Here is a 16299-nt window from a genome sequence, read left to right as displayed (position 1 = left end):
AATTCGACTAGCTGTTGAAATATTTACTATTCCAAATAGCAGGATTAAAATTTTTACCCAGGGCGAATCCGTAGAAAATAACCACAGAGGCGATACATTTAAACATAAAGAAAAACAATATCCAAAATTGCGCGTTTGAATTTGATTTAGAGAAAAGTCCCTCAGGTATCATTAATGTCACAGCGAAACTTATAGCAAGAACAAGAATAGAGAGATTGACAATGCTTTTAAAGGGCCACATTAATAACTTGCGTAAAGGATGAAGGTCATTTCCCCATTGATGAATTAAATAATGATATCCATTACCAATTGGTGCAAATAACAAAGGATCATCTTTATCTTCCAATTTAAAAAGTTTAGAAGGCGCTATTATTTTGAATCCTTTAATCTCAAGATTGTGTACTTTTTCAATCGCCTTAATTTTTGATAAGGCTTCAGATGGTATCGGTCCTTTAAAAAATTTTGTATCTAAAAAACGTAAACGGTAATCAATACAGATTTGCTTAATTTCTTCAATGTGATAAATATTTGAGCTGTCAAGCTTATCAATATTAAAGTGGTTATTTATTTCACCCTTACTGGTTGTAACATTTTGTTCGATTCTATCTAACTCATCATCAACCTGTGAAAAGATTTCATAAACCTCTTTCATCCTCATTTCTTCAGAAAAAATATGATTTTTTCTAATCTTAGAAAGCTTCTCTTCTATATTCGTTTTAGATAGTAACATGTTCTTTTTTTTTAGCAATACACTCAAAGTTAATCAATTAGTAAATTGACTAAAATCTTGTTTAACTTAATTAAAAGTTAATAAAATGTTAAAATATTTTATTTTGATAATTTAACTAGGTGTAAATGACTTCTAATTGTATCTTGACGACTAAATCGAACCGTTTATCGATTACTAGAACATTTGCCCCTTAAGAACCACCTATTATGAAAAAATGGACATCCCTCATGTCCCTGTGTGCCCTGTTTATAGGGCTTGAGACCTATGCACAGGACAATGTGATTGAATTACAATTCGAACGTTTAATCTCTAATATTCAATCAGAAAAGTCCATTATTGAAAGCACGGCTACAAATGAAAATCATTCAACACTATTAAATGCCTTAAGAGCAACAAATCTTGATAAGGTGCTAAATTATAGCGGAGAATTTACCGTTTTTGCACCATCTAATTTGGCTTTTGAAAAATTATCAAAAGCGACTATTGACAAATTATATAATCCAGAAAATAAGAAGTTATTAAAGGCTATGCTTTCTTATCATATCATTGCTGATAAACTTTCTGCTTCAACAATTTTAAAGGCGATGTGCCGAGGTAATGGTATTGCTAAATTTACGACCATTCAAGGGGAAAAAATTACGGCGACAATGAGAGGTATTGATATAGTTTTAACTGATAAATCTGGTAATAGTGCGATTATTGTTACCGCAGATTCTAATCAAAGTAACGGCATCATTCATGAGATTGACACCGTTTTTATTCCTGAAAAAATGCTTTAATTATCGAAGCGATGCACCTAATTTCTGCTCATAGGTATTTTGTAATTTCGACATAATTTTCTCTATCTGTTTCTCTGTCAAGGTACTTTTATCATCTTGAAGCGTAAAGCTTACTGCGTAAGATTTTTTGCCTTCAGGTAGATTTTTACCCTCATAGACATCAAAAAGAGTCATGTCTTTAAGGTACTTTCGCTCAGTGCCAAATGCGAGCTCGTAAAGTTCTCGATAGGTTGCCTTGTTGTCTAATAATAAAGCAAAATCTCTTTTAACTTCAGGGTGCTTTGGTATTTCTTTAAAAATAACAGGGGTTGTTTCAATTTGGTTTAGAACTGCTCCCCAGTCGAAATCTGCATATAGTACATCTTGTTTTATATCAAAATGTTTAAGAAGCGACTTCTTTATCAATCCGAAAGAAACCAATTCTTTTTTATTATAGGTAAAAGTTAGTCCCTCAGAGAAAATTGAAGAAGTAGTTGGTTCACTCTTTAAATTATGTATACCAAGTCTTACTAATACAGCCCTAACAATAGATTTTAGTTCAAAAAAGGTAGTTGCAGAAGCTTTATTCGTCCAACTATCTTGAATTGAATTTCCAGATAGTAGTATGCTTAGATACTTTGGTTCAATTCTCTTGTCGACTTTTGCATAATATGTTTTTCCAAATTCGAACAATTTAAGATTGGCTCTTCTTCGGTTAATATTATAACTAGCGGCTTCTAGAGCAGAAAATATTGATGCTCTTCGTAATACCGATAAATCGCCACTTAAAGGATTTATAATTTCAACAGACTTAAATTCATCATGTTCTGCACCCAATAGTGCTGTATAATCAGGATTTGTTAAGCTATTGGTCAAAATTTCAAAATATCCTTTTGCAGCTAGAGAGTTACCAATTATTGATTGTATAGTGTGGTCTGCAGTTGATTCTGTAGTAGCAACTGAGGCATTTAATTTTTGACCAAATGCTATATTGTTATACCCGTAGACTCTCAAAATTTCTTCAATTACATCTACTTGTCTTTGCACATCTACGCGATATGATGGTACTTCAAGCCCCATGCCTGTTTCGGTAACATTTTTAACTTTTATATCAAGTGATGCCAAAATAGATTTAATAGTGTCTTGCGGTATTTCTTGACCTATTAATTTGTTAATTTTCTCGAAAGCAAGAAAAACCTCAAAGTTAGGCTGCTTTTTAGAGTACAGGTCATAAACATCAGAAGTTATTTCACCACCTGCAATCTCTTTAATTAATAATGCGGCACGTTTTAAACTATACTCAACATTTTCAATATCAATACCACGTTCAAATCTAAAAGAAGCATCTGTATTCAAAGCATGTCTTTTTGCCGATTTACGTATAGAAACCGGATTAAAATAAGCACTTTCTAAAAATATTGAAGTAGTTTCTTCGTTAACCCCAGATCCTAAACCGCCAAAAACACCCGCAATACATAAAGGTTTTTCTGCATCACAGATCATTAAATCGTCTTCATGTAAAGTTCTTTCTACACCATCTAGTGTTATAAATTTGGTTCCTTTTGCTAAGGTTTTAACCAGAATCTTATGTCCTTTTATTTTAGAGGCATCAAATGCATGTAAAGGCTGCCCAAGTTCGTGTAGTACATAATTGGTAGCATCTACGACATTATTTTTAGGAGTAAGACCGATAGCTTTAAGTCTGTTTTGAAGCCAAGTTGGAGATGGCTGCACAATAAGATTACTCAACGTAACCCCACAATATCGAGGAGCTAATTCGGGTTGTAAAACATCAACATCAATTTTTAAAGATCGATCATTAATGTTAAAATGACTTGTTGACGGTGTAATCAACTCCTTACTAATTTCCCTTTGTTTTAATCCCGCTTTTAAATCTCTAGCAACGCCAAAATGACTCATGGCATCTGCACGGTTAGGAGTTAAACCTATTTCAAAAACTTCATCTTCTTCAATATTAAAAATTTCGGCACATGGTGTTCCTGGTTTTAAATTTTTATCTAAAACCATAATACCATCATGACTATCACCAAGTCCAAGTTCATCTTCGGCGCAGATCATTCCGTAGCTTTCTTCGCCTCTGATTTTACCTTTTTTAATAGTCCAGGCTTCTCCTTCTGCAGTATAAAGTATAGTGCCAATAGTGGCAACAGGTACTTTTTGACCAGCAGCAACATTTTTTGCGCCACATACAATTTGTACCGGTGCATCTAAGCCGATATCTACCATGGTGACATTTAGCTTATCGGCATTACTATGTTTTTCACAACTTAAAACGTGTCCAACAACGATACCTTTTAATCCGCCTTTAACAGATTCAAATTTTTCAACTCCTTCTACCTCTAAACCTAAATCGGTTAAAAGTTCGCTGGTTTTCTGTGATTCCCAATCTATTTGTATGAACTGTTTAAGCCAGTTATATGATATTTTCATTCAAAACTTTTATAGGGAGCAAAGATAAAACAATGCCCGTATACATTCAATAAGCTATGAAGTGTTTATTTTAATTTTTAATTCTGCTATTTTAATTGTTTATTACAGATTAAAATAGATATAAACATGAAATTAGGTATTGCAGTACTTTCAATTTTACTAGTATTAGTTGGGTGTAAGGAGGAGAAACCAGAAGTGAATTTATCTGAAGGAATTTGGCTAGTTGAGCTTGATGTAATGGATGGGCAAGCCTTACCTTTCAATCTAAAGGTCGCTAAGAAAATAGACGGTAGCTACGCCATGCAAATATTTAATGCGGAAGAAGTTATCGATGTCGATGAAATAGAAATTAAAGGAGATTCAATTCGTTTACAAACACCTGTTTTTGAAGGATATTTGACCGGAACTTTTACCGAGAATAAAATGGAGGGTCTTTTTATAAAAGAAAGCTTAAATAGAATAGTGCCATTTACTGCTGTATATGGTACAGAGGATAGATTTAAGATTAATAATAAAAGCGTAGATAATAATGTTTCTGGAATCTGGGAGACTTATTTTAGTCCTGATTTAGCTGAAGAGTACGTAGGTAAGGGTATTTTTTTACAGGAAGATAATAAGGTTACCGGAACGTTTAGAACTACCACTGGAGATTATAGATTTCTTGAAGGTGTATTAGATGGCGATTCGCTTAGATTATCTGCTTTTGATGGTGCCCATGCATTTTTATTTAATGCAAAAGTTACCGATTCGAGTATGAACGGTATTTTCTATTCGGGCAATCATTTTAAAGAGCCTTTTATAGCTACTAGAAATGACACATTTGAATTACCGGATCCAGACTCGCTTACATTTATGAATGCTGGGTATGATAAGCTAGCTTTCACTTTCCCTGACGGAGATGGGAATATGATATCGTTGGCAGACGAGACTTATCAAAATAAAGTGATTATAGTTCAGTTAATGGGGACCTGGTGCCCAAATTGCTTAGATGAAACTATATTTTTAGTAGATTATTTAAAAAATAAAGATAACGTAGAAGTCATTGGTCTTGCTTTTGAATCGGCAAAAACTGAAGCTAAAGCCTTTGAAGGTATTAGAAGATTAAAAGATAGAATAGGAGTAGAGTATCCTATTCTATTGGCTCAGTATGGTACATATGATAAACAAAAAGCGCAAGAAAAATTACCAATGCTAAACCATGTACTATCGTACCCCACTACCATAATTATTGATAAAAAAGGGAATGTACGAAAAATTCATACGGGATTTAATGGTCCTGCAACAGGTGATAAATTCGTAGAATTCAAAAATAATTTTAACGAATTAATTTCTGAGTTGGTTAGTGAGTAATTTATATAATGGTCGATTTTCCTAAACCGATGTTTTCGTCGTTTATACTAAAGTTACCATCTAGTTCCATAATATTATCGGCAATAAAATCACCAACATAATTAGTTCCGTATTTTGAGCTTCCTAAGATATCTGGAGTTACTATTTTCTTAGAAAATGATTTTAAAACTGCGGCCACGACAGCATCAGATTCTTCATTCATTTTAAAATGCTGTAATAACATAGCCATGCTCAGAATTGAAGCGACTGGGTTTGCAATATTTTTACCGGCAGCATCTGGGTACGAACCATGTATTGGTTCGAACATGGCATGTTCAAGTCCGACAGAGGCAGATGGTAAAAGTCCTATCGAGCCGGCAATAACGCTACCCTGATCAGAAAGAATATCGCCAAACATATTATCGGTCAAAATAACATCGAACTGAGAAGGGTTTAAAATCATCTGTACCGCCGCATTATCTATAAATAGACAATTTAACTCTACATCTGGGTAGCTCTCGGCTATAGAACGAACTACGCGTCTCCATAAACGAGAAGTCTCTAAAACATTTGCTTTATCTACTAAGGTTATTTTCTTTTTTCTAGAACGTGCAGATTTAAAGGCCAAGTGAGTTATTCGGCTAATTTCAGACTCGGTATAGGTACATGTATCTGTAGCAGAGTTCTTGTCTTCATCATTCGTTTTCTGACCGTAATAAATACCGCCGGCCAATTCTCTAAAAATAACTAAGTCAGTGTTTTGAACATGAACTTTGTTTAATGGAGATTGTTTAACTAAAGAAGGAAATACTTTTACCGGCCTAATATTTGCAAATAGTCCTAATTCTTTCCGTAATTTCAATAGACCTTGTTCTGGCCAAATTTTAGCTTTAGGGTTGTCATCATACTCAGGTAAACCTAATGCACCAAATAATGTGGCATCGGTATTTTTACATAGTTTTAATGTTTCATCTGGTAGCGGACTTCCCGTTTTCTTAATTGCAGAAGCACCAATAAGTCCCTTTTTAAACGTAAAACTATGACCGAAAGTTTCTTCAACAGAACGTAGGCACTTTATTGATTGTGCAATGACCTCAGGTCCAATTCCGTCTCCTTCTAAAACAGCAATTTCTAAATGCATAGTTAGCTAATACTTTGTAGGTCTATATGTGAAGTTTCGATGATTTGATGAATATCATCATCTTTTACTTCTTTTCTAGTGTCGGCATACTTTAAAAACTCTTCGTAAACCTCGTCTAATTGTACTTTGGTTAATTCGTATCCAACAATTTTAGCTCTGTACGCCAGGGCGGCTCTACCACTTCTAGCGGTTAGAATTATTGAAGATTCGGTAACACCAACATCTGCTGGGTCTATAATTTCGTATGTTTCTCTATTTTTAATAACACCATCTTGGTGTATACCAGAACTATGGGCAAATGCGTTAGCACCTACAATAGCTTTGTTAGGCTGCACCATCATACCCATTTTACTGGATACCATTAAACTGGTATCATACAATAATTTGCTGTTTATAGTCGTGTCTAAATTTAAATTTGGGTGCTGGCGCAAAATCATTACTACTTCCTCTAAAGAAGTATTACCTGCACGTTCACCAATGCCGTTAATAGTACATTCAATTTGCCTAGCTCCGTTTACAACGCCTGCAATAGAATTAGCAGTAGCTAATCCTAAATCATTGTGGCAGTGACATGAAAGAATGGCTTTTTCGATACCTTTTACATTTTCTCGTAAATACTTTATTTTGGCGCCGTATTCATCAGGTAAGCAATACCCGGTAGTATCTGGTATATTCAAAACTGTGGCACCGGCTTTAATTACGGCTTCACAAACACGAGCTAAGAACTCATTATCTGTACGACCCGCATCTTCGGCATAAAATTCAATATCTTCTACAAAAGTCTTTGCGTATTTAACCGCATCAACTGCACGTTCTATAATAGCATCTCTATTAGAGTTGAATTTAAATTTAATATGTGAGTCAGATGTACCGATACCTGTATGAATTCTAGGCATTTTGGCATGTTTAAGAGCTTCAGCTGCAACTTCGATATCCTTTTTAACCGCACGAGTTAAACCACAAACAGTAGCATTTTTAACGAGCTTGGCAATGGCTTCAACAGATTGAAAATCTCCCGGACTTGAAACAGGAAAACCAGCTTCAATTACGTTAACACCCATGGTATCTAGGCGTTCGGCGATAACTAGTTTTTGTTCACGGTCTAATTTACAGCCAGGAACTTGCTCTCCATCTCTTAAAGTAGTGTCAAATATTTGTACTATATCTTTACTCATTATATTTACGTAGTTTTACTCGTCAAACGAATATATAACCTAAAACACAAAATACTCAAATTTTGTTAACATGTTTACAACGTTAAGTCCGTTTTTTAGGCATATAAAACATTGAATTACAATACTTTAAACTCTTATTTTTACGATGACAAATGCGCATAAAGATGCTTTATTCGTTTTGGTTAAATCACTTTCTAAATCTGAGAAGCGCCAATTTAAGCTTTATGTTGGCAGATTAGGAGTGAATACCGATGCCAAGTTTTTGGCACTGTTCAACTTATTGGATAAAATTAAGAATTATGATGAGAAAATCATTCTAGAAAGTGGCATTGTTAAAAAAGCACAACTTTCAAACCTTAAAGCGCACTTATACAAGCAGATTTTAGTCAGTTTAAGATTGAACCCGGTCAATCAAAATATTAGGGTTCAAATTAGAGAGCAATTAGACTTTGCCACTATATTATATCAAAAAGGACTCTACAAGCAAAGTCTAAAGATTCTTGATAAGGTAAAAAGTGTTGCTATTGAAAACGAAGAAAAGAATATTGCTTACGAAATTGTTGAGCTAGAGAAAATTATTGAAACCCAATACATTACCAGAAGTATACCAGATAGGGCAGATGAACTTGCCATACAGGCAAAAGAATTATCTGGGCATAATGTAATGACCAGTAAACTCTCAAATCTTTCTTTACAGCTTTACGGAATGATGTTGAAGGTTGGTTATGTACGTAGTGATGAAGATTATCAAAAAGTAAAAACTTATTTTAACGATCACTTACCTTTATATAATATTGAAGATTTAGGCTTTCGAGAAAAATTATGGTTGTATAAAGCCTATTTGTGGTATAGTTTTCTTACTCAAGATTTTTTATCGTGTTATAAATATTCGAGTAAATGGGTAGATTTATTTTATGATCATAAAGACATGATTTATTTGAACCCTGTTTTCTTTTTAAAGGGCAATCATTACCTATTAGAATCTCTGTTTTATGTGCAATATAGCTCTCAGTTTAAAGAAGTTTTAGAACGTTTAGAGAATACCATTAAGGAAAAGGATTTTCCTGATAACGATAATATCACTTCACTGGTTTTTATGTACTTAAATGCCAATAAGCTGAACCTACATTTTCTAGAAGGTACCTTCGAAAAGGGACTGTACTTAGTGAAAATTATAGAATACGGTATTAACAAGCATAGAGATAGAATAGATGTTCACCATGTAATGGTACTGTATTATAAAATTGCATGTTTGTATTTCGGTATTGGGGACAATAAGACCTGCATTCAATATCTGAAAAAAATTATAGATAATAAGAATTTGAAAATGCGTGAAGATTTAATGTGCTTCGCTCGTGTTTTAAGCTTAGTTGCTCATTATGAGGCTGGTATGGATTATCATTTAGAAATTCAATTAAAAAGCACCTATAAGTTTCTCTTAAAAATGAACGACATGCACGCTGTGCAAAAAGAGATGATCAAGTTCTTGAGAAGTCTTGGGGGTATTTATCCTAGTCAGTTAAAAGCGGAATTTCAGAAATTATATACCGAGTTAAAAAAATATGAAGACCATCCGTATGAAAAAAGGGCATTTTTATATTTAGATATATTATCATGGTTAGAGAGTCATTTGCAGAATAAACCAGTTTCTCAGATTATGAGAGAAAAGGCTTTAGCAAAATCGCGCTAAATATTCTGCTTAAATGAGAAATAATCACATACAACATTTATTAGAAATTAATTTGGCTATGCTCTTCATAGCTACTTCGGGTGCTCTTGGTCGCTACGTACAATTACCTGTACCCGTAACAATTGGTTCAAGAGCATTACTGGCATTTATTGCCTTACTTATTTATTGTAAGTGGAAGGGCTTAAGCTTAAAAATAGATAAGAAAGATGCTCCAATAATATTTTTAAGCGGCATTTTAATGGGTTTACATTGGGTCGCTTATTTTTATGCGCTAAAACTATCTAACGTGGCCATTGGTATGCTTTCGATATTTACTTACCCCGTAATAACGGCATTTTTAGAACCACTACTTTTAAAAACGAAGTTTGAATTAATACATTTATTACTCGCTTTTTTGGTACTTACAGGTATGTTTTTTCTGAGTCCGTCTTTAGATTTTGAAAACGAATATACGATAGCCATTGGCTTTGGAGTGTTCTCGGCACTTGCATATGCTTTAAGAAATATTTTATTAAAAAAGAAGGTCAATAAGTATAATGGTTCTATGTTAATGACCTACCAAACAGGTATAGTTGGCGTTTTGTTATTCCCGTTTTTATTTACGATTTCTTTTGAAATTATATTAAGTCAGTGGGAAGCTTTGGTTGCTTTGGCAGTTTTAACAACGGCAATAGGTCATACTATGTTTTTAATGACTTTTAAACATTTCAATATTACAACAGTAAGTATATTAAGTAGTGTACAACCAGTTTATGGCATTATTATAGGAGCTATATTCTTGTCGGAAATACCTAAAGGCACCACAATCTTAGGCGGAATACTTATTTTAAGTTCCGTAGTAATAGAAAGTATTCGCTCAAAAAAGCCGACCTGATGTTAGTTTTTAGTTTTGAGAATTTATACCAGGAGTACTCGCGCCAAACTGACTGATAATATTTTCTCCGAATTTGGTGAATTGCTCATTTTTTGCCATTTCACGAACCTTTACAGGGTCAAAATTCCCATTAAAATATAAAAACGACCCCGTTTGGCTATTGTTATTGTAAATAAGAATTTCTTTGACCAAATTCTTTTTCTCACGAACCGAAACAACATTTCGCTTTAATTCATCATTTTTTCTAAAAACTTCAATAAATGAATTACCGGTTATACCATTCATTTGTTGATTTAAGAATTGAGTTCTACTAGCTGTTTCGCTAGGAAATTGCATATATCTTAGATCTTTGGCATTACCCACCATAGCTTTCATTTCAGGTGAAATTTCACTGATCATTGACAGCATAAATTGTGGCACGCGAACCGCAGTAACTTGGTTGTCATTTTTATGTGCATTGTAAAAGGTATCAATAGAATTGTAGCTACCGCACGAAGTAACAATTAGGAATACGATTAGTGCGTAAATTTTCTTTAACATGGTTATAGTGTTTCTCTAAAAGTAGTAAAATTAAAGACACGCATTCCAAATGGGGTCATTTGGTGGTGAAGCAATAATTTCTATAGGTTCTTTTTTTACCGGATGCATTAAACGTAATTTTCTAGCATGTAAGTGAATACTACCATCAGCATTGCTTCTGTCGAATCCGTATTTTAAATCTCCTTTAATTGGGCAACCAATAGCTGTTAACTGAGATCGTATTTGATGGTGTCGACCCGTTTCAAGGTCTACTTCTAAAAGATAATAGCGGTCTAGTTTCTTTATTGTTCTATAAGATAAAATAGCTTTTTTACTTTCAGAAACTACATTACTATGAGCGTACGATTTATTTTGTTTGGTATTGCGCTTCATATAATGTACTAATCTTTTTTCTGGCTCTTCAGGACTGTTTTTTACTATTGCCCAATAGGTTTTTTTAGCATCCTTTTCAGCAAATATTTTATTTAATCTAGGTAGCGCTTTAGACGTTTTAGCAAAAACTACGATACCAGATGTAGGTCTATCCAATCGATGTACAACCCCTAAATAGACATTGCCGGGCTTATCGTACTTCTTCTTTAAATAGCCTTTTACAGTCTCGCTTAAAGGTAAATCGCCGGTTTTATCTCCTTGAACAATATCGCCAGGGCGTTTATTAATTATAATTAAGTGGTTGTCTTCAAATAAAACTTGAAGATTATCTATAGTAGAATGTTCTTTTTTTGACAAAATTTAATTGGATTATTTGAATTTAAAATCACCTAAATAGCCAGTTTCTTTCCTCTGAATATCAAAAATAATAGTAGTAAAACTCCCGTAGTTACAGCAACATCGGCAATATTAAAAATTCCTGTTCTTAGAAACCCTAAACGTAATTGAAAAAAATCGGTAACCGAGCCATGGGCAATTCGGTCAATCAAATTACCTAATCCACCACCGATTACAAATGCAAATGCAACCAGTAAAAGTGTGTCTAAATTTTGTTTAGTCATTATTCTAAAAAGCATAATAATCAATACAAGCAATGGTAAGCCTTGAAAAATTATTTTTTTGACAATAGGATGGAAGTCTTGTCCAAACCCGAGCATTGCACCAGTATTCTCTACATTGGTTAGGATTAAATGATTTTCTATTACGGGTATAAAAGATTGTGGTGCTACTTTTTGTCGAGTTAATTCTTTAGATGCTTGATCACAACCAACAGTCATTAAAACAATGATAATAATCCAAATTTTAGAAAAGTATCTAGAAGGTTTCGACATGTATGAATTATTTAATATTGCTCGTCATCATTTGGGAAATCTTGACTTTTTACATCACTAACATAGTTAGAAATTGCATTACCCATTTCTTCATATAAATTCATGTATCTACGTAAAAAACGAGGATTAAATTCATGCGTCATCCCTAATAAATCATGAACGACTAAAACTTGACCATCAGCATATTTTCCACCACCAATACCAATGGTTGGTATGGTAAGACTTTCTGAAACTTTTTTAGTAAGTTCAGCAGGTATTTTCTCTAAAACTACGCCGAAGCACCCTAATTTTTCTAATAATTTGGCATCTTCCATTAATTGTTCGGCCTCTTCATCTTCTTTGGCACGAACGGTATATGTTCCAAATTTATATATTGACTGTGGTGTAAGACCTAAATGCCCCATTACAGGAATACCGGCAGCAAGAATTCTTTTGACCGATTCTTTAATTTCAGCACCACCCTCCAGTTTTACAGCATGTGCGCCACTTTCTTTCATGATTCTAATAGCAGAACGCAAAGCTTCTTTAGGGTCACTTTGGTAGCTTCCGAAAGGTAAGTCAACAACAACTAATGCTCTGTCTATAGCTCTAATTACAGAAGATGCATGGTAAATCATTTGATCTAAAGTAATGGGTAACGTGGTTTCATGACCCGCCATTACATTACTTGCAGAATCACCAACTAAAATTACATCAACTTTTGCGGCATCAACAATTTTAGCCATTGAATAGTCGTATGCGGTAAGCATGGAAATTTTTTCTCCATTCTTTTTCATATCAACTAAAGATTTTACCGTGACTCTCTTATATTCTTTTTTAGCTACTGACATTGTCTATTTTTGATTTATTGCCATAAAAGTAAGGAGTTTTAATGAGATTATAGGGCAGACTATGCAACCAATACAGTAGTAATAAACTTTAATATGAGTAATTTAGAAAAGACATTATAAAATACTCATGAAAAATAAACTTTTATTGATTTTCGTATTTCTTTCTTTTGGCATCTATGCGCAAACATCAGATGAAACTTTGGTCAAAGAAACAATTGATGATTTTTTCAAAGCATTTCATGCAAAAGACTCTTTGGCAATGCAAAAAGTAGTTAGTTCAACTATTTACTTACAGACTGTGGGTAAAGATAAAGCTGGTGAATTTTTATTGCGTACAGAAAATTATACAGATTTAGTACGCTCTATTACGAGTATACCAGATTCCGTTAATTTTCAAGAACGATTAACCGATTACACTATAAAGATTGATGCACATATGGCCAATGCTTGGGTACCTTATGAATTTTGGCTTAATGGGGCATTTCATCACTGTGGGGTAAATTCTTTTCAACTTTATAAAGAAAATGATGCTTGGCAAATAATTTACCTAATAGATACTAGAAGAACTGAAGGTTGTACTCCATCTTCAAAATAAATTTTTTCAGTTTATTTCCATGATTTAGCAGTGCTGGTATCTGCCGTTGGAAAATCTTCTGGAATACTTTGGGTAACCTTTCCTGTAGCAACCCATTCGGCACCTCGTTGTAGTGTAGTTATAAATCCTACACATTCCATCGAGTAATCAAAATGACCAAGTGTTGAATGAAATACACGACCTTTTCCATAATTTATAACCATTAGTTGCGGTACATTTTGACCTAGACCAGTAATAGTAGGGTCCCATGGTGGAGCGTTTTTTTCTACATCGGCAAATGCCGTTGCCAAGATTGTAGCATTTTCAAACGGACCTCTCATGCGCTCGTATAATTCGTCAGGGGTGTGTAACCATTTTTCGGGAATACCTTTCATGATGGGGTGTTCAGGTGCTCTTGTAGTTAATTGAAATTCATATTCTGGTCCGTGAGAACCACATACTCCTACTGAAGTATCTTCAATTAATTCGCCAGTTTCATTATAATATACATAAGGCCCAGATTTCTCATCACGACCTCCCCAAGCACCTAATCCGATCATTTTATTAAATTCTTCCCATTCTCCCCAAGCATTATTAGCCGCATGTATTACAACTAATCCTCCTCCATTTTTCATATAGGTTTCAAAATCATTTCTAGTTTTCTCTGGCCATAAAGGTGATTCAGCACCAAGATTAGAGATAATTACATCATAGTCATTAAAGTCAAAAGAAAAGTCAGAAGTTTTTATTGGGCTATCTGATATATAGTATGTCTTATCTGTTAATGGATAGGTTTCTATAAATGAATTATAGGCTTCAGGCCTTGTCTGGTTATATTTTATACCTAACCAAACAGAATCCATTCTAAAGATATCAACAGTAAAAAGCTCTGTTTGTTCAAGATAATCTTTCATCATCATCGTGGTTTTAGGCCAAACGTAATGGTTGTTTTGTCCGTCGATAATCAAGGCTTTTATTTTTACCGGTGCTTGGTCTTTAACTGTCATTTCTTTCTTTTTTTCACCACAAGCGGTAAGTACAATGCTCAATAAAACAACTATAACTATATTTTTCATGTTGATATTTTATGATTCTTTAAAACTGATGACTTTAAAAGTACACGAAGTAGATAAGATGGCAATAACGAAATTGCAATTAGTTACGAACGAAATTTCAATATCTAGTTGCGGATGAAAAAATGTGCTATTAAATTAGCATCAAACAAAAGTTGAATACAATGAAATTATTAGGAATAGGCTCGAGAATAGCACATGCTGACTTCGGTAAAGGTGTAATAACAAATGTATCAAGTACCATGTACTGGGTTACATTTATGGATATTGGACTTGAAACGATTGATATGGATTCTAAATACGAAGTAATAGAAGCCATTGAAAATGAAGTAGATACAGTTAGTTTTTTTGATGTTGAAAGCTCATTAGTAGCTATTCTTCAAAAATGGAGCGATGCCACTCAACGCGTTGCTATTGCAGATAAATGGAAAGGTGGTAACCTAATTTTAGAACCAGGTGAAGCGGGCATGAGTACTAAAGAAATTCCAATAAATACATTTTTCCATAAAATTGTTATGGTCCGTGATCGTATTCGGGTAATGGAACAAAAGATAAATTCTAGCAAGAATTTAGATGATCAAGAGAAAGTTGACTTACAACAATATATTACACGTATTTATGGCAGTCTTACCTCATTTAACGTACTTTTTAAAGCAAAAAGTGATTATTTTATTGGTGAAAAAGGAGCGAAGTAATTCTTGATTCAACATCAATTTTGAACTCTAAGATTTTTTACAATATCATATTGTTTGGCGACAATAGCTTCATTAAATCCATGGGCTGCTTTTGAAACGATGAAATATTCTTTTCTAGGAGCCCTAACTTTTTCAAAATATGGATTGCTCAAATCTTTAGAACACAATATATCATGTTCACCTTGTATTATATAAACAGGTAGGCGAAAGTTAAGTCCGTGTTTTTCAAAATTTATATTACTTACCATAGATTTTATCCCCATATTATCATCACCGACCAGGTTTAAAAACGAGTAGTCATCGCCATTGTACCTATCTCTGCTATCTGCATTATTTTCATAACTACCAGCTATTTTAGACCATTCTAATGGTGCTGGGGTAGCATTAATTTTTTCATATTTTTTTACGATCCGTAATAGTTGTCCATAGTTTTTAGCTTGTTTATAGGGTGGGGCACCTAAGGTTTCTAATTTTTCAATAGCTATTTGGTCGTCATTAGATTCAGCTAATTTAAATACCTCTGAGTATGCATTAGAGATATTACTAGAAAAATTTACAAATTGAGCATGACCGATATAGGCATGGTATAGATCAGGGTTTTGTTGCGCCATTTGTGTAGCTAATATTGAGCCCCAAGAAGTACCTATAAGTATGACTTTTCTTTTGTTTAAATGCTGCAAAAGGTAATCAGTAACCAAAATACCATCATTTGTCATTTCGGCAAGGGTTAAGGGGTTGTTTACGTAGAATTCTTCATTGATTTCAACGGGACTATTTTTACCAAATGTTTTGCCAGCACCGCGCTGATCCCAATGCACAATTGTAAATTCTTTTTTCCAATTAGTATACATGTGATCTTCAAATTGACTCATTGTGCTACCAGGTCCGCCATGAATTATAAGTACTACAGGGTTATTTTTATCATCACCTTTTATGGTAATCCATTGATCTATACTACCAATACTAACAAATTTCTCTTCAGCAATTTTATTTTGGCTAAAAGATATGAACGTATTATATGATATTAATAGAACAAGAATTGAGGTAGTTTTCATATTTAAAAATCTGATGATGCTTAATTAATATACGAAGATATTTATGTTAATGGATTATAATTCATTGCAATAGTATGTTAACACATATTTGACACTTTAGCTCAATCATTCAATTTTTAATC

General features: G+C 33.6%; 16 protein-coding genes. 6 read left to right on the top strand and 10 right to left on the bottom strand.

Annotated elements, in window-relative coordinates; all coding sequences use genetic code 11:
• Positions 1-7: 7 nt before the first annotated feature.
• Complete coding sequence (locus ACEN2N_RS05000; RefSeq protein ID WP_441823293.1) at positions 8-730, bottom strand: hypothetical protein; 723 nt, start codon at positions 728-730, stop codon at positions 8-10.
• Positions 731-936: 206 nt separating this feature from the next.
• Here ACEN2N_RS05000 and ACEN2N_RS04995 point away from each other — a divergent pair, with 206 nt between their 5' ends.
• A complete protein-coding gene (locus tag ACEN2N_RS04995) occupies positions 937-1509 on the top strand; it encodes a fasciclin domain-containing protein (protein WP_441823292.1) in 573 nt (190 codons plus the stop codon).
• On the opposite strand, the gene pheT is transcribed toward ACEN2N_RS04995, so the two are convergent.
• Positions 1510-3939, bottom strand: coding sequence for a phenylalanine--tRNA ligase subunit beta (gene pheT / locus ACEN2N_RS04990; protein ID WP_441823291.1), 2430 nt, complete (start codon positions 3937-3939; stop codon positions 1510-1512).
• 126 nt (positions 3940-4065) lie between these two features.
• Here pheT and ACEN2N_RS04985 point away from each other — a divergent pair, with 126 nt between their 5' ends.
• Positions 4066-5289, top strand: coding sequence for a peroxiredoxin family protein (locus tag ACEN2N_RS04985; RefSeq protein WP_441823290.1), 1224 nt, complete (start codon positions 4066-4068; stop codon positions 5287-5289).
• Between the two features lies 1 nt (position 5290).
• Here ACEN2N_RS04985 and leuB read toward each other — a convergent pair whose 3' ends face one another.
• A complete protein-coding gene (leuB, locus tag ACEN2N_RS04980; RefSeq protein WP_441823289.1) occupies positions 5291-6409 on the bottom strand; it encodes a 3-isopropylmalate dehydrogenase in 1119 nt (372 codons plus the stop codon).
• Between the two features lie 2 nt (positions 6410-6411).
• Entirely contained in the window at positions 6412-7584 is a 1173-nt protein-coding gene (locus ACEN2N_RS04975) for a 2-isopropylmalate synthase (RefSeq protein WP_424000315.1), read from the bottom strand.
• 145 nt (positions 7585-7729) lie between these two features.
• On the opposite strand from ACEN2N_RS04975, the gene ACEN2N_RS04970 reads away from it, so the two are divergent.
• Positions 7730-9274 carry a hypothetical protein gene (locus ACEN2N_RS04970; protein WP_424000313.1) on the top strand — a complete coding sequence of 515 codons (1545 nt, stop codon included), beginning with the start codon at positions 7730-7732 and terminating at the stop codon, positions 9272-9274.
• 13 nt (positions 9275-9287) lie between these two features.
• Complete coding sequence (locus ACEN2N_RS04965) at positions 9288-10148, top strand: DMT family transporter (RefSeq protein ID WP_441823288.1); 861 nt, start codon at positions 9288-9290, stop codon at positions 10146-10148.
• Between the two features lie 9 nt (positions 10149-10157).
• Here the strand turns inward: ACEN2N_RS04965 and ACEN2N_RS04960 are convergent, their stop codons facing one another.
• Genes ACEN2N_RS04960 through panB form a run of 4 tightly spaced genes read right to left on the bottom strand, consistent with a single transcriptional unit; the run spans position 10158 to position 12780 of the window.
• The gene (locus tag ACEN2N_RS04960; protein WP_441823287.1) at positions 10158-10688 is read right to left on the bottom strand and encodes a DUF4252 domain-containing protein; all 531 of its coding nucleotides are present in this window, start codon (positions 10686-10688) and stop codon (positions 10158-10160) included.
• 30 nt (positions 10689-10718) lie between these two features.
• Positions 10719-11417 (bottom strand): RluA family pseudouridine synthase, encoded by a 699-nt coding sequence (locus tag ACEN2N_RS04955; protein ID WP_441823286.1) that lies wholly within the window; start codon positions 11415-11417, stop codon positions 10719-10721.
• A gap of 32 nt (positions 11418-11449) precedes the next feature.
• The gene (gene lspA / locus ACEN2N_RS04950) at positions 11450-11950 is read right to left on the bottom strand and encodes a signal peptidase II (RefSeq protein ID WP_441823285.1); all 501 of its coding nucleotides are present in this window, start codon (positions 11948-11950) and stop codon (positions 11450-11452) included.
• Between the two features lie 11 nt (positions 11951-11961).
• The gene (gene panB, locus ACEN2N_RS04945; RefSeq protein ID WP_441823284.1) at positions 11962-12780 is read right to left on the bottom strand and encodes a 3-methyl-2-oxobutanoate hydroxymethyltransferase; all 819 of its coding nucleotides are present in this window, start codon (positions 12778-12780) and stop codon (positions 11962-11964) included.
• Positions 12781-12907: 127 nt separating this feature from the next.
• On the opposite strand from panB, the gene ACEN2N_RS04940 reads away from it, so the two are divergent.
• On the top strand, positions 12908-13375 hold the full coding sequence (locus tag ACEN2N_RS04940; protein ID WP_441823283.1) for a nuclear transport factor 2 family protein: 468 nt from the start codon (positions 12908-12910) through the stop codon (positions 13373-13375).
• Between the two features lie 11 nt (positions 13376-13386).
• On the opposite strand, the gene ACEN2N_RS04935 is transcribed toward ACEN2N_RS04940, so the two are convergent.
• On the bottom strand, positions 13387-14430 hold the full coding sequence (locus tag ACEN2N_RS04935) for a ThuA domain-containing protein (RefSeq protein WP_441823282.1): 1044 nt from the start codon (positions 14428-14430) through the stop codon (positions 13387-13389).
• 161 nt (positions 14431-14591) lie between these two features.
• On the opposite strand from ACEN2N_RS04935, the gene ACEN2N_RS04930 reads away from it, so the two are divergent.
• Positions 14592-15122, top strand: a complete 531-nt coding sequence (locus tag ACEN2N_RS04930) for a hypothetical protein (RefSeq protein ID WP_441823281.1) — start codon at positions 14592-14594, stop codon at positions 15120-15122.
• Positions 15123-15136: 14 nt separating this feature from the next.
• Here the strand turns inward: ACEN2N_RS04930 and ACEN2N_RS04925 are convergent, their stop codons facing one another.
• A complete protein-coding gene (locus tag ACEN2N_RS04925; RefSeq protein WP_441823280.1) occupies positions 15137-16177 on the bottom strand; it encodes an alpha/beta fold hydrolase in 1041 nt (346 codons plus the stop codon).
• Positions 16178-16299: the final 122 nt, after the last annotated feature.

It is taken from the genome of Maribacter spongiicola (genome assembly GCF_052119685.1).
Classification (GTDB): Bacteria; Bacteroidota; Bacteroidia; order Flavobacteriales; family Flavobacteriaceae; genus Maribacter; species Maribacter spongiicola_A.
This window is presented reverse-complemented; position numbering and strand designations above follow the sequence as displayed.

Excerpts from the sequence above, each read along its gene's own strand:
- panB (WP_441823284.1), bottom strand. The coding sequence starts at position 12,780 with ATGTCAGTAGCTAAAAAAGAATATAAGAGAGTCACGGTAAAATCTTTA.
- ACEN2N_RS04970 (WP_424000313.1), top strand. The coding sequence starts at position 7,730 with ATGACAAATGCGCATAAAGATGCTTTATTCGTTTTGGTTAAATCACTT.
- ACEN2N_RS04930 (WP_441823281.1), top strand. The coding sequence starts at position 14,592 with ATGAAATTATTAGGAATAGGCTCGAGAATAGCACATGCTGACTTCGGT.
- ACEN2N_RS05000 (WP_441823293.1), bottom strand. The coding sequence starts at position 730 with ATGTTACTATCTAAAACGAATATAGAAGAGAAGCTTTCTAAGATTAGA.
- ACEN2N_RS04995 (WP_441823292.1), top strand. The coding sequence starts at position 937 with ATGAAAAAATGGACATCCCTCATGTCCCTGTGTGCCCTGTTTATAGGG.
- leuB (WP_441823289.1), bottom strand. The coding sequence starts at position 6,409 with ATGCATTTAGAAATTGCTGTTTTAGAAGGAGACGGAATTGGACCTGAG.
- ACEN2N_RS04985 (WP_441823290.1), top strand. The coding sequence starts at position 4,066 with ATGAAATTAGGTATTGCAGTACTTTCAATTTTACTAGTATTAGTTGGG.
- lspA (WP_441823285.1), bottom strand. The coding sequence starts at position 11,950 with ATGTCGAAACCTTCTAGATACTTTTCTAAAATTTGGATTATTATCATT.
- pheT (WP_441823291.1), bottom strand. The coding sequence starts at position 3,939 with ATGAAAATATCATATAACTGGCTTAAACAGTTCATACAAATAGATTGG.
- ACEN2N_RS04975 (WP_424000315.1), bottom strand. The coding sequence starts at position 7,584 with ATGAGTAAAGATATAGTACAAATATTTGACACTACTTTAAGAGATGGA.
- ACEN2N_RS04935 (WP_441823282.1), bottom strand. The coding sequence starts at position 14,430 with ATGAAAAATATAGTTATAGTTGTTTTATTGAGCATTGTACTTACCGCT.
- ACEN2N_RS04940 (WP_441823283.1), top strand. The coding sequence starts at position 12,908 with ATGAAAAATAAACTTTTATTGATTTTCGTATTTCTTTCTTTTGGCATC.
- ACEN2N_RS04960 (WP_441823287.1), bottom strand. The coding sequence starts at position 10,688 with ATGTTAAAGAAAATTTACGCACTAATCGTATTCCTAATTGTTACTTCG.
- ACEN2N_RS04965 (WP_441823288.1), top strand. The coding sequence starts at position 9,288 with ATGAGAAATAATCACATACAACATTTATTAGAAATTAATTTGGCTATG.
- ACEN2N_RS04925 (WP_441823280.1), bottom strand. The coding sequence starts at position 16,177 with ATGAAAACTACCTCAATTCTTGTTCTATTAATATCATATAATACGTTC.